The organism is Streptomyces macrolidinus (genome assembly GCF_023887685.1).
GTDB lineage: Bacteria > Actinomycetota > Actinomycetes > Streptomycetales > Streptomycetaceae > Streptomyces > Streptomyces macrolidinus.
Map to the genome: position 1 here is coordinate 145,683 of NZ_JAMWMR010000015.1, position 13,082 is coordinate 158,764.

At 68.8% G+C, this 13,082-nt stretch carries 9 protein-coding genes and 2 CRISPR repeat arrays (1 of these 11 only partly in view); all 9 genes read right to left on the reverse strand.

The window, feature by feature from the left end:
- Nucleotides 1-1,868: a CRISPR direct-repeat array (repeat unit 29 nt; unit sequence CGGCTCACCTCCGCTCGCGCGGAGAAGAC); it begins 357 nt to the left of the window's first position.
- 18 nt (nucleotides 1,869-1,886) lie between these two features.
- Entirely contained in the window at nucleotides 1,887-2,198 is a 312-nt protein-coding gene (gene cas2e, locus NGF19_RS18190) for a type I-E CRISPR-associated endoribonuclease Cas2e (protein WP_252426002.1), read from the reverse strand.
- 28 nt (nucleotides 2,199-2,226) lie between these two features.
- Entirely contained in the window at nucleotides 2,227-3,201 is a 975-nt protein-coding gene (cas1e, locus tag NGF19_RS18195; RefSeq protein WP_252426003.1) for a type I-E CRISPR-associated endonuclease Cas1e, read from the reverse strand.
- The gene (cas6e, locus tag NGF19_RS18200) at nucleotides 3,198-3,869 is read right to left on the reverse strand and encodes a type I-E CRISPR-associated protein Cas6/Cse3/CasE (protein ID WP_252426004.1); all 672 of its coding nucleotides are present in this window, start codon (nucleotides 3,867-3,869) and stop codon (nucleotides 3,198-3,200) included. The genes cas1e and cas6e overlap by 4 nt, the downstream gene beginning before the upstream one ends.
- Nucleotides 3,866-4,750, reverse strand: coding sequence for a type I-E CRISPR-associated protein Cas5/CasD (gene cas5e / locus NGF19_RS18205; RefSeq protein WP_252426005.1), 885 nt, complete (start codon nucleotides 4,748-4,750; stop codon nucleotides 3,866-3,868). The genes cas6e and cas5e overlap by 4 nt, the downstream gene beginning before the upstream one ends.
- The gene (gene cas7e, locus NGF19_RS18210; RefSeq protein WP_252426006.1) at nucleotides 4,747-5,928 is read right to left on the reverse strand and encodes a type I-E CRISPR-associated protein Cas7/Cse4/CasC; all 1,182 of its coding nucleotides are present in this window, start codon (nucleotides 5,926-5,928) and stop codon (nucleotides 4,747-4,749) included. Before cas7e ends, cas5e begins: the two co-directional genes overlap by 4 nt.
- A 73-nt stretch (nucleotides 5,929-6,001) precedes the next feature.
- Nucleotides 6,002-6,760 (reverse strand): type I-E CRISPR-associated protein Cse2/CasB, encoded by a 759-nt coding sequence (gene casB / locus NGF19_RS18215; RefSeq protein ID WP_252426007.1) that lies wholly within the window; start codon nucleotides 6,758-6,760, stop codon nucleotides 6,002-6,004.
- 38 nt (nucleotides 6,761-6,798) lie between these two features.
- Nucleotides 6,799-8,388: a type I-E CRISPR-associated protein Cse1/CasA gene (gene casA / locus NGF19_RS18220; RefSeq protein WP_252426008.1), complete on the reverse strand. Its 1,590-nt coding sequence runs from the start codon at nucleotides 8,386-8,388 to the stop codon at nucleotides 6,799-6,801.
- 197 nt (nucleotides 8,389-8,585) lie between these two features.
- Complete coding sequence (locus NGF19_RS18225; protein WP_252426009.1) at nucleotides 8,586-11,474, reverse strand: CRISPR-associated endonuclease Cas3''; 2,889 nt, start codon at nucleotides 11,472-11,474, stop codon at nucleotides 8,586-8,588.
- A gap of 178 nt (nucleotides 11,475-11,652) precedes the next feature.
- Nucleotides 11,653-12,596: direct repeats of the CRISPR family, unit length 29 nt; unit sequence GTCTTCTCCGCGCGAGCGGAGGTGAGCCG.
- 169 nt (nucleotides 12,597-12,765) lie between these two features.
- Nucleotides 12,766-13,082, reverse strand: a 317-nt coding sequence (locus NGF19_RS18230) for a flavin reductase family protein (protein WP_505016633.1), incomplete at its 5' end; no start/stop codon positions are given.

Below are 13,082 nucleotides of genomic sequence, written 5' to 3' on the forward strand. Positions count from 1 at the left end.
CCCGCTGGACGGCTCACCTCCGCTCGCGCGGAGAAGACGACCCCGATCTCGTCCACAAGGCGCGAACCCACGGCTCACCTCCGCTCGCGCGGAGAAGACTCCACCAGGACGAGTTGTGCGCCCATGTACGCCGGCTCACCTCCGCTCGCGCGGAGAAGACCCTCGCCCCCAGCGCCCCGCGTCCACCAACCCCGGCTCACCTCCGCTCGCGCGGAGAAGACGCACCAGCAGAAAGGGCCTGTGCGTGGAGGTGCGGCTCACCTCCGCTCGCGCGGAGAAGACGTGGCCTCTCATCTACCGGCATTACATGGGCGCGGCTCACCTCCGCTCGCGCGGAGAAGACACGGTGACGGAGACCGTGGCCCCTTCGGTGTCCGGCTCACCTCCGCTCGCGCGGAGAAGACACCGGCTCCAGGTCGTTGAGCCTCCACCCCGCCGGCTCACCTCCGCTCGCGCGGAGAAGACGGCTGCTGCGGAGGTCATCGAGCGCCGGATGTCGGCTCACCTCCGCTCGCGCGGAGAAGACCAGACCACCGAAACCGGCATCCTGGCCGAGAACGGCTCACCTCCGCTCGCGCGGAGAAGACGCTGCCCTGGCGGACGCCGTGTTCACCGCTGGCGGCTCACCTCCGCTCGCGCGGAGAAGACCATGTCGTAAGGCATCGCGCTCTCCCGATTCTCGGCTCACCTCCGCTCGCGCGGAGAAGACGGGGTGGGCGTACTTCTCCAGGATGTCGATGGCGGCTCACCTCCGCTCGCGCGGAGAAGACTCAATCTGATCCCGCTGAACCCGACGCCCGGCTGGCTCACCTCCGCTCGCGCGGAGAAGACGTTGGCGTCCTTGCCCTCGGCGGCCTGTACCGCGGCTCACCTCCGCTCGCGCGGAGAAGACTCCTCCGCGGCGAGTTCACCGGCGACCTCGAGCGGCTCACCTCCGCTCGCGCGGAGAAGACTCGCGCAAGTCCCGCGCCAACATGATCAAGGTCGGCTCACCTCCGCTCGCGCGGAGAAGACCGGCTCCTGGTCCTGGGGGGCCGGGGTGGTCACGGCTCACCTCCGCTCGCGCGGAGAAGACCGGCTCCTGGTCCTGGGGGGCCGGGGTGGTCACGGCTCACCTCCGCTCGCGCGGAGAAGACGCGATCCGCGCTACTCGACCAACCTGCGGACGCGGCTCACCTCCGCTCGCGCGGAGAAGACGACAGGGTGCGGCGGGTGACGCCGGTGAGCTGCGGCTCACCTCCGCTCGCGCGGAGAAGACGCCGGACAGGCGGCCGACCCTGGCCAGGTGGGCGGCTCACCTCCGCTCGCGCGGAGAAGACCGGTTGCGCTTCGGGAACTGCCGGTACGGGAGCGGCTCACCTCCGCTCGCGCGGAGAAGACTCCGGGAGGTGCCGCGCGGTCAGCCCCTGTGTCGGCTCACCTCCGCTCGCGCGGAGAAGACGTCGTGAGATCGATTCGTTACCTGCGGTGATGCGGCTCACCTCCGCTCGCGCGGAGAAGACAGTTGGGCTCGGGCGGCTTCGATGCCGTAGGACGGCTCACCTCCGCTCGCGCGGAGAAGACAGTCGATCCACTCGATCACGCCGACTTCGTGGCGGCTCACCTCCGCTCGCGCGGAGAAGACTCTGTACGACTTCCTCGTGCCCGAGGGGCGCACGGCTCACCTCCGCTCGCGCGGAGAAGACCATCTGCTCCGACTCCCTCCTGGTCTCTGTGGCGGCTCACCTCCGCTCGCGCGGAGAAGACTGGCTGGTGGTCATGGTGAAGTCTGTTCTGGTCGGCTCACCTCCGCTCGCGCGGAGAAGACTCCAGGCGCTTCTCGAACGCCTTCTCGTAGTTCGGCTCACCTCCGCTCGCGCGGAGAAGACCCTTTCTGGCCTGCACCGTTAGGGTCGGTTTGCCGGTTCTTTGCGATCTCTCGTGAAGGATACGAGCGTTAGCCCGTCGAAGTCGACCGGTGTTCGGCGTTGGGCGCCGGCGGTGCGTAGTTCAAAGCCCTGCTCGTTGTTGCTGGGGTAGGCCAGTACGGCGGTGCCGCCCGCGGCGCAGGCGGTGACGGATTCCCAGAGTTCGTCGCGGACTCGGGCCGAGACCGTGCCGATGTACAACTCGGGTGTGACTTCCAGAAGCCAGCGGGTGAGGGCGCCGCGCAGGTGGTCGGGGACAGCGGAGGCGGACAGGATGATCATCGAGGTCATGGCGGCTGGACCTCCGGGCGGTGAACGGTCATGGCCCGACTCCGTGGTTGGCTCCTCCGGGGAGGGATCCGGCTACTGGGTCCCAGAGGTCGACCAGTTGCTCCTCGGGGTCGGGGGCTTCTCCGGTGCCGTCGGGGTCGAGGAGTTCCTGGATGTCGTGGACGATTCGCGGTAGGAGACGGAACAGGCGTAGTCCGTCGCGGAAGGAGCGGCGGGCCTCTGCTTCGGGGTTGGTGGAGGCGTGGAGGGAGAAGGCCAGGGGGATGGTGAGTTGGGCTTTGTAGAGGTCGGCGATGTCGTAGACGAGGGCTTGCTGGTTGCCGCTGTGGACGAAGCCGAGTGCGGGAGAGCAGCCGAGGGCGAGGATGGCGGCGTGGACGATGCCGTACAGGCAGGTGTTGGCTGAGGACAACGCGAGGTTGACCGGGTCCTGCTCGTGCCATTGTGCGGGGTCGTAGGCGCGTCGGAAGCGGCCGATCTTGTACTGCTGGGCGAGGATCCGGTATTGGGCTTTGACGCGTTGGCCTTCCATGCCGCGTAGTTGCTCCAGCGTGGTGCCGGGCGGGACGGTACCGGCGCCGAAGCGTTTTTCGTACATGGCGGTGGCCACCGCAAGGCGGAGGCTGTCGTTGGCCCAGGAGCGGGCTTGACGCTCGAGCCAAGTGGTACTCAGGGAGTCCGGCTGGGCTCCGGCGTAGCAGCGGACGCCGCCGGAGCCGGTGACGAGAACCGTGGTGCCGTGCCGGGCAAGGGTGGCCAGGGCTCGTGCCGTGATGGAGGTTCCGGGGCCGAGAAGGACACAACTGAGCGCGGCGGTGGGCAAGTACACCGTTTCCCTGCCGCGTCGTTCGCTGGTCACCTCGGCGCAGACTCCGGTGTCGTCCTGGAGGACTCGAACGACGTCCAGGTAGAGGAAGGACAGGGAGTCGGCGATGCGGGGCAGCATGGCGACGGTGGGGGCTGCGAGTCTTCGGCGCGCTGTGGTGGCGGGTGGAGCGTTCATGCCGTTCCGCCGCGGGAGGGGGCGATGGTCAGCAGCCCGCAGCCGTAGGCCTTGCCTCGCCCGATACCTTCGGTGATCTTTGTGCGGAGCAGGTCGGGGTCGATGATGACGGCGGTGCCGTCGAAGCGTGTACGGGCGTGGCGGACACGCTGCTGGTCGCCGCTGCCACGATGGCCGCGGACGCCGGCGGCGCTGTCCAGTGGCTGAGCGTTGAGGGTGAGGACTTTCAGTCCGGCGGTGTCCGCTTGCCGTAGCCACCACTCGTCGGCGTGGGCGCCGTGGAGCGGGACGACGGCAGGGAGGTTGTACAGCGCACGGGTGGTGGCGCCGGGCTTGCGTACGGGGCTGGCGGTGCAGCGGAAGTTGATGTGTGCTCCGGAGCGCAACGCGGCCAGCAGAGGGGTGAGTTCGCGGGTGGCGGCTCGGCCGTAGTTCTTGGGCAGGCGGCTGAGGTCGGGCTGGTGGCGGGACTGCAGGAGAACGTAGGAGCCGGTGGGGGCGTCGTCGATACGGTGGAGGACACCGAGGGCGGCGCGCGGGTCGGGCCCGGCATTGTCGGGGAAGAGGGCCATCAGCCGCCGATGGAGTGCGACGGTGTCCCCGAGGTCGCGGCGCGCGTCGTGGGAGGCGGGGCTCGGGACGATGCGGGTCAGCCAGAGGGTGCTCATCGGTGGCTCCCTTCCCTGGTGTTGGTGGGCCGGACCTTGTTGAGGTAGGTGGCCAGGCTTGTGAGGTAGTCGGTGCCGAGTCCGCCCCACTGGGTGGGGGGCGGGGTGAAGGTGCGCCGGTACAGGGGCCTTGTCTGGTGTGTGCGTCGGCGCGGGTGGAAGGTGGTGGGCTGGTCGTTGATGCGTCCGGTCGGGTGGGCCGCGTCGGCTGGGTCGGAGGCGTCGGTGGAGGTGGGCAAGGGGAGCTGGTCGAGCGGTTGGCCGGCGAGGACCTCCACTGCGCGGATGGCGCTGCCGGAGCGTGGGGCGGTGGCGGCGATGGGCAGGTGCACCAGGTGGTGGAGGGCATTGTCGAGGGTGCCCAGCAGCAGGGGGCCGGTCGGTGGGCAGGCGCGTCGGCCAAGGTAGAGCGGCCAGCGCGGAGCGTTCAGTGCGCCGGCGTACTCCTGGAGGAGGTCGGCCTGTGCTGGGGTGTCCGGCGGGGACGTGATGGCCACGGTGAACGCGGCGTCGGCGAGGTAGTAGCGGTGGGACAGCAAGGTAGTGGCCTTCCCGGAGCGCTTCTTGCCCTCGGCCGTGGTCACTGTCTCGGAGGGGGGCAGGCCACCACCGACCGTGTGCAGGTCTCGTAGGAGAACGCCGGGGCGGTCCACGCGGACGGCGATCCGCAGGTGGGCGAGGTCGTCGATCGGCTCGCCCCGGCAGCGGCCCACTGCCGCTGCGAGGAGGCCGATGATGCCGGAGCGGGTCGGGAACGCGGCGGTGTCGCGCTGGTTGAAGTGGCTGTGCCGACCCCATGACTGCAGCGGACCGCTCAGATGAAGCAGCAGGCCCGGTTCCGGCGGGGCGGTTGCGGCGGGCTCGGTGGTCGGGGTGCTCACGCGGCGGCTCCGGAGCCGCCGGGGGCGAACGCGGTCTCGAGGGCCGCGGTGATCAGGCCGTTGAGGGAGGCGTGACGGTGTCCGAGGCCGTCGTGGTCCTTGGCGTCCAGACCGGTCCAGCCGGCGTGGAGGATGCCCTCGTTGCCCATGAACGTGTTCACGGCATCGGCGTATTCGGCGAGGGTGCCGCGGGAGGCGGCGGCGTATCCGCCGTCGGGGGCCGTCTGGACGGGCTTTTCGAAGGCCGCCGCCAGGGAGAGCGGCCGGTCGGCGCGGACGGTGAGGTGGATGAGGTCCGGCGGCGTGTGGGGGGCGGTGGAGTTCTTCTTCGCCTGCGGGAGGGACTTGATGAAGGAGTGCAGGAAGGCTTCGGTCAACTCCCGTGTGGCTGCGGCGTCGCCGCCGAGGTTGGCGGTGAGTTCTTCGAGGTCGATGGTGGTGTAGCGGTAGAAGGTGCCGGCGCTGAACTCGGCGTGGCCCATGTGGCCGCTGCCGGAGGAGTCGTTCCATTCGTCGGTGACGTCGTCGACGGCGGAGAAGTAGTCGATCTCGATGTCGGTGGGGTGGGTGGTCATGGCGTGGGCGACCTGGACCGCGCCGTCGACGCCCGCGTCGTCGACCTCGGCGAGCATCCGGCCGAAGAGGTTGATCACGCCGTTGCGGGTTCGAAAGATGGCGGTCACCCGGTCCTTGGGCAGGACGCTCTTGTCACTGGACTTCTTGATGTCCTTGGCCTTCTCCAGCTCCGCCCGGTGCTCTGCGGCCAGGTCGGCGAGCTCGGTGACGGCGGTCTGCGGCACGTACACCAGCGCATTGCCGATGACCTTGTTGACCTGGACCTGCTTGTCCTTCTCCTCGAGTTCGAACTTGATGCCGCTCGCGGCGGCGAGATGCGCGCCGGCCCGCGCGGCCAAGTCCTCTGGCCAGCCCCGCTCTTCGGCCAGCAGGCGGGCGACGCGCTCGCCGATCCGGCGCGTGCGCAGCGCCATCTGCCCGATGCGCTTTTGGAACTCGGTCCGCACGGCCCGCTTCCAGCACTGGCTCGAGACCCGGGTACGCAGAACGCCCCCGTACTGGACGGTTTTGACCGAATTGGTGTCGTCCCGGTTGAGGTTGGCGAAGGGCACGGTCTGCAGGACGTGGACGCAGATGAAACGGGCGGGGGGCTTGGCCGTCATGGAGATCTCCTTGCTGAACGAACTGGCAGGTGTGGGTGGTGAAGTGGGGTGCCTGTGGTGTGGGGCGGGCGGATCAGTCGTCGGTGGCTCCCGTCGGCTGGGCGACCTCGTCGCTGTCGCGCTTGTCCGCTTCGTTGCGGGCGTCTTCCTGGCAGTGGCGGTAGAAGTCCTGCAGCCAGCGGCGTGTGACGCGTCCGGAATGCCGTCGCCAGTCGACGAGGTCCTGCAGAAGTCGCGCCCAGTCCACGGGCACGTCCAGAGACCGCAGGTAGCGGACGGACGCAGGCAGGTGCCGGTGCAGGCCCGTGACGCCCTGCTTGCAGAGGATGTTCAGGCGGCTCTCCGCCGCGCCACGCCGCATCTGGCGGTCCCGGCCGGGACTGTTGATGACGGCCAGGGCGAACGCGACTCCGAGGCTCGTACCGTAATCCCGCCCGCCGTCATCGCTCTCCTCCGCAGACGTCGCCGCCGTTGCGGGTGGCACCTCGGCGCTGGGCTCGGCGGCTTCGTCGTCGGCGGAGTCGACCGTGTCGTCCGCGATGGCGCCCTGCCTGCGGGCCTGCTCGGCGATCATGGCCGCGATGGCGTAATACGCCCTCTGCATGTCGTCGCTGACGTCCGTCGGGACGAGGTGAGCGATGACCCGGTGCATACGCGGCACAGCGTCGAGGTCCTTGCGTACACCGGAGCGTAGAGCGGCGCGGGCGCCCGGCTCACGCTCGCACATGTGCAGGACCGCGTCGGTGAACTTCCGGTAACCGGTCAGTCGGGGCGTACCCACGGAGCGTTGGGAGGGAACGGAGGTGCGGGGAGGGCGTGAAACAGTGGTCACTGGTGAATCTCCTTCGCTGTCGTACGGCTCGGGCGACGTCAGGACGGACGGGGTTTGCCACGGCGGTCGCAGAACAGTTCGATACGGGCTTCCTCTACCGCTTTCGCACCGCGCTGTGTGCGGGCCGCCGAGGCAGTGACGTCGTCGAAGGCACGCATGGCAAGCTGAAGGAACGACGTTCGAGCGGCTGCGGCGTCCAGGCCGCCGTCGAGCGCGGTCCCGGTCCGGTCCAGCAGAGCGAACCGGTCCCAGAACGCCCGTTCCGCGGCAGGCCAGTACCGGGCGGCTCCCTCCTGGGCCCAGGCCTCCGCGCTGTCCTTCGCATCGTTCACATACGTGCGCCAGGCCCGGCGCAGAGCCCGGTCCAGCCGGTTACCGAACCGCTCCCCGAGCGCCCGCAGCCGCCCTACGGCGGGCTGGGTGCGGGCCGAGCGCTTCTCCACGAAGCCGAGCACGGGCGGGGTGACAGCGTCCACGAACTGGGTGTCCTTGGCCTGCCCGTCCTGCTCGAACCCCAGCGCCCGCACGCGCAGTTCAGATGATTCAGGCGATACCTCGATGGCCCATTCGAAGACGGCGGGCCGTCGTGGCTGCGCAACGCCGGGCGGATCGATCAGCAGCAGTGCGTCCAGGTCCCGCCACAGAGCCCGATGGGCGTCGGCAGGGCGCGGGTAGGGGTTGCCCTGCTTGCTGATCTGCCAGATCAGGTAGGCGTCGTCCGGTCGGGTGCCGCGCCCGGTGCGGTAGGCCCAGGTGATGTAGGCGTCCCGCACCCGCTCGCTGTCCTCCGGGTCGGGGACGAGCAGCAGAGCGTGCATGGAGCCGGCCGTCAGCCGCGAGCACGGGCCCGTCAGGGCGGGCGGTTGCTCATCAGGGTCGGGCAGTTCGTCCCACTCCCACGGACACTGATCGCGTTCCGCCTCAACCCCCCGCGCTGGTGGTACGAGACCGGCGAGCAGCGTCTCGAAGAGCGTGTCCCCCTCAGGGTGATACGAGAGGCTGGTGCGCAGGGGGCCCGCCTTGGCGCTGGCGCTCGTGACACCGTTGACTTCGCGGGCCGAGCAGCGCCCGGACGGCCCGTAGTAGTGCCATGTCAACAGGTTGAGGACCGCCTCCGCCGCGGTCGGCAGGTCAGGGCGTGGATCGCTGGCGTGTGTGAACCAGGAAAAATTGTTGCCAGAGGGTCGCGTCACCACCAACTTGTTCACCCCGGCCGTGTTGGACGGGTCGCACTGGTCCTTCAGTCGTCGATCCTGCATCCAGGGCCGACCGCCCGGCTCCAGATCGAACAGGAAGAACCGATCCCGGTAGCGGGCGAAGTAGTCCTCGATTCCCTTCTGGGGAAGGCGTCCTTCTTCCAGTACCTCATCGCGTAAGAACTGCCAGTTGTCCGGGCCGTCCTTCGCCTCGTCCAGGCCGGTCACGCGCGCGGTCAGCGCATACAGGATGCGCAGGAGCGCGGAGTGGGCGGGTGCGTCCGGGACGGCGAGCCCCTCGATCTCGTGACTGCGCAGCAGCAGGTCGAGCAGGCCCACGCGAGGAGGCGCGCTGCCCGCGTGGCCCTCGGCATCCGGTGACCAGCGCACGGGAAACAAGGACTCTTCGAGGATGTTCATGGTTGCGGGCATGGGGCTCCCGAGGAGGTACAGAATGAGGGTGGGGTCCCTGCGCGAGCGGGGGTGAACCGGCTGCCGTTGTGAAACGGCCACAGACAGCCAACCCCTTGCCTACGAAAGTAGGCGTACTCCCTCAAGTCCCCCAGGACCGGGCATACTTGGACGCTACCAAAGGCTGCTGTTGTAGGAGTCCTGTTTCAAGGAATCGGTCATAGTTGCTCGATTCCGACCTCGGAGATGCCGATCGTCCGGTCGCCGCAGCGGCAGCTCCACAGGCCATCCCCAGCCTTGGTCATCAACAGCACCGTCAGGTCCCGCAGGGCGGAGGACTTGCCCCAGGCGTCAGGGAGGCTCATCGAGGCGGCGTCCCTGACCCACTTGCCGGGCACCGGCGCCACGTGGGCGACGATGCGGGCTATGGCGTCCCGGTTCAAGGGGCGTCCTTCGGCGCCGGGCACAGGCACGGCACCAGCCGTGTCGAGGGTCTGCCGTCCGTCCTCCTGGACATAAACGCACAGGACACGGCCCGTATCGGCACCCAGCCGGGTGGTGAGCAACTCCTCGGTGACTCCTTCGAGTTGACGACTGATGAGGTGCAGATTTCCCTGGATGTCACCAGGTCCCCCGATGTCGACCATGTCGGCGAGATCCGTCTCCGCCATGGTCGACGCCAGGCGCTCGCCGTCCAGTACTCGCAGCTCCTGCTTGGCGGCGGCATCCAGCCCGTCGACGAAGTCGGGAGCGTAGACAGCGTCCACGAGTTCCTGCACCCCGTCCGGCACGACGATCCCGCCCGCCGCCCGTTCGGCCAGCAGAAGCGAGGTACGGATCAGCAGGCTGGTGTCGTAGACCGACCCCCAGCTCAGCGGCTTGTCCGTCTTCTGCGCCCGCTGGAACGGATCGAGAACGACCAGCCTGGGCCGGTCCTCCGCACGCGCCCACGCCGGACGCCCGCCCGGCCCCCTGTGGTGGCGGCGGCCACGGCCCGCACGCTGCAGCAACTGCGCCAACGGCGCAAGGTCACTGACAACCAGGTCGAAGTCGAGGTCAAGGGACTGCTCCACCACCTGCGTGGCGACCAGCACGGACGCCTCACGCACTCCCACGCGCTCCCCGTCTCGGGGCTTTCCGTACGCAGCCTCGCACTCCGTGGTGATGCGTTGCCTGGCGTTGGCCGGGAAGCGTGAATGCAGCAGACGCACACCACCCTCGCGGGCCGCCAACTCAGGGAATGCCGCGCGCAGATCGCGGAAAGTCCGCTGTGCCTCGGCGACCGTCGTACAGCACACCAGCGCCGTCCCGCCCTCCTCGACCACCGGCCGCAACTCCTCCCTCAATGCCGCCCGCCGCCCGCCAGGGCTCACAGGCGAGCCGGGAGCAGCCGAGAGCACGTCCCAGGCCACACGGCGCACGGCGACATCCAGCGTGCGGGGGCGGCCGGTACTGGTCGTCCGCGGCAGCGACACCTCACCGGTCTCCGCGCTCGCATACAGCCAGCCGGGATAGCGGGGCTCGATATCAGCCGACTCCACGAACCCGGCACCACGGCGGTAGGCGTTGACCAGCGAAGCCGCCGTGCTGCCGGTCAGTGTGGCCGACAACAGCACCACCGGGGCCCTGAAAGCGCCCAGCCACTCCAGCAGGGTCAACAGCAGCTTGTGCATCCACGGCCCATACGCATGAGCCTCATCCACGAGGAAGACCTTCTCGAACAGGCCCAGCAGGCGCAGCACGTTGTAGCGCAACGGCAGGACACCGCTCAGCACCTGGTCGATCGTGCCGACCGACAGCGGGGCCAGGAAGCCGCGCTTCGGCCCGCGCAGCCAGGCGTCCGCCTCGACTGCCGTCGCACCGTCCGCACTGATCGTGTCCGGGGACTGCTGTGGTTCGTCGTCCGAGGCATCGCTCGTACCCTGCGCGTACAGCGGGTTGAGCCACGCCATGGAGTGCAGCAGCGTCAGCGCGCGTTCACCACCAAGAGCGCCTGAGGCGAACGAGCGGACGCGCCCGAACATCGCATCCGCCGTCGCCATGGTCGGCAGCGCCATATACAGACCGCGCGCGCCTGCCACCCTGCCAAGCACCGAGGCCGCGTACAGCGCGGCCTCGGTCTTCCCGTCCCCCGTCGGCGCGGTCACCAGCACCAAACCCGAGCCGTGCTGCGCCACCAGCCCAGGAAGTTGGGCGACCACATCTGCCTGCAACGGATTGGGTTCGAAAGGGAACATCTCGCCGAAGTCGGCGGCATCGAAGCTGGCTCGCCCCAGCCGGGCAGCCGCCACCAGCCCTGGCGCGGCAGCCGTGGCGCGCTTGAAGTGCGCGTCGATCTCGTCGGGGCTCCCCTGCCAGGAGGCAGGAGGACGCACCGCAACGATCGCCTGAGTCTGACTCGCCAGCCAGTCGGCAGTGATCACCAGCCCCGCAAGAACCACCGCAAGATCAGCGGACAGCGCGCCAGTCGGTACAGCGTGGGCACCCGTCACCCGTCGTAACTCCTCGAAGTGCAGGCGCCGTTGACCAGCCCAGCCTTCCTCCCCCAACCCCATCTGATACCGGCTGGGACAGCGCATGTGAGACGCCGACAGCGTCGCACCGAACAAGCCATGATGGCCGCCGAGAAGTTGCGCCACCCAGTGTGCCAAGGGTGCACCGGAACCCTCCGATGTCGCCTTGACACGCCGGTTCGGATACTCGGCATCGGCCAGCAGCCCGACAAGAGACCAGTGGGTCGCCATCTCGTGCCGGAAGCCACGATCCCGTTCGGCCCCCGGCGCGAACAGGTACTCGGGCTCATCACGCACAGCGTCGAACAACTCGGGAACCTGCGCTTGGAACACCGGAGTGATCTTCCCAAGGTCGTGCAGTCCAGCCCACAGAGACAAGACCGACCGACAGTCATCCACACCCAAGCCCAACTGCTGGGCAAAGCGACCACGCGCCCGTTCATCCAAAAGCTCATCCCACAGCACCGCGAACACCGCGGCCACGTCCAGTAGATGGCACATCACCGGATAGGCACGGCTGAGCCCGTGCTCCTTTCCCCACAGACGAGGGTCCGGGCAGGCACAAGCAGGCAGCGCACCTTGAGGCTCCGTCATGGAGTACTTGCTATCAGGCACCACTGACAACGACGCTGAGCAGCGAGAACACCGAACACAGGGGACACGGGGGATCTACACTGCCTATCCGAGCGAGCACACCGAATGACCACTGCGACTGGATGGCATCATGCGTAAAGGAATTGCAATGTGCCCATAGCCGTGCAGGTCAGGAAGGGTCTTCTCCGCGCGAGCGGAGGTGAGCCGACCTCGCCGCGCTCCTCGAACTGGGACTCCGCGTCTTCTCCGCGCGAGCGGAGGTGAGCCGCCCGCCGAGGACCCAACCGCCATCCCCCACCTGTCTTCTCCGCGCGAGCGGAGGTGAGCCGGGCGCGCAGGGCCAGGAGAGCCGGGGCGAGGGGTCTTCTCCGCGCGAGCGGAGGTGAGCCGGCCCGCAGAGTGACCCTGGCAACGGGCCACGAGTCTTCTCCGCGCGAGCGGAGGTGAGCCGTCGTCCGCGGCGCTATCCAGAGCCGCGTCGGCGTCTTCTCCGCGCGAGCGGAGGTGAGCCTCGTCTCGCTGCCGCTGGCCCAACTGTGCGTGCGTCTTCTCCGCGCGAGCGGAGGTGAGCCGGTCAGTGAGGCTCCATGACGAGCCGCGCTTCCGTCTTCTCCGCGCGAGCGGAGGTGAGCCGCATCGGCCGGCTTGTCGAGAACGGCTGGCTGAGTCTTCTCCGCGCGAGCGGAGGTGAGCCGCCGGTCGGTGACGACATACGGGAGGGCAAGGCGTCTTCTCCGCGCGAGCGGAGGTGAGCCGCAGCGGTCCAGGTCGGGCACGTAGTGGATCATGTCTTCTCCGCGCGAGCGGAGGTGAGCCAGAGGCAGGCGAGGCAGGTTTCGTGAACGTGGCGTCTTCTCCGCGCGAGCGGAGGTGAGCCGGACACCGTCGATGTCCTGGGAAGCGCGGGAAGGTCTTCTCCGCGCGAGCGGAGGTGAGCCGGCACAGGAAGCAGTGCAGGACCTGGCCGTTGCGTCTTCTCCGCGCGAGCGGAGGTGAGCCGAGGTCGACCCCGACGACTTCGAGTCGGAGGACGTCTTCTCCGCGCGAGCGGAGGTAAGCCGCCGTCCGTGCCGAGCGTCTGGTCCACGTGCTTGTCTTCTCCGCGCGAGCGGAGGTGAGCCGCCGCCGACCAGGATGAGTACGGGATGGCGGGGGTCCCCTCCGGCGAACGGAGGTGAGCCGCTGGCCAAGACCTCGCTGACGTCGTCGTAGGCGTCCTCTCCGCGCCAGCTGAGTTGAGCCGTCCCCTCTTTCAGGTCAGGAGCCTGGTCGTCCCCCGAACGCCCAGCCGTCAGACGGCCGTCGACCGGAGTTGGTGCGGCATGTTCCAGCCTTCGGCGAGTCTCGACGGGTGCACGTTGCGTCCACCGCCGAAGAACTCGCAGAACTTCATGATCAGCGGGTCCCCCCGAGCGGGTCCACGTAGGTGCGTTCCCGGGATGGCGAGTTCCTTCTCGACATGGGCGCGTAGCACTTCGACCTGGAAGGCGGTGGCATGCATATCGGGGCCGCCGAAGGGGTGCTTCGCGATGACCCGGCACTCCAACTGGACCGGACACTCCGCGACTCGGGGGGATCGGACCAGATCCGATGTCTGTTCGGACAGTT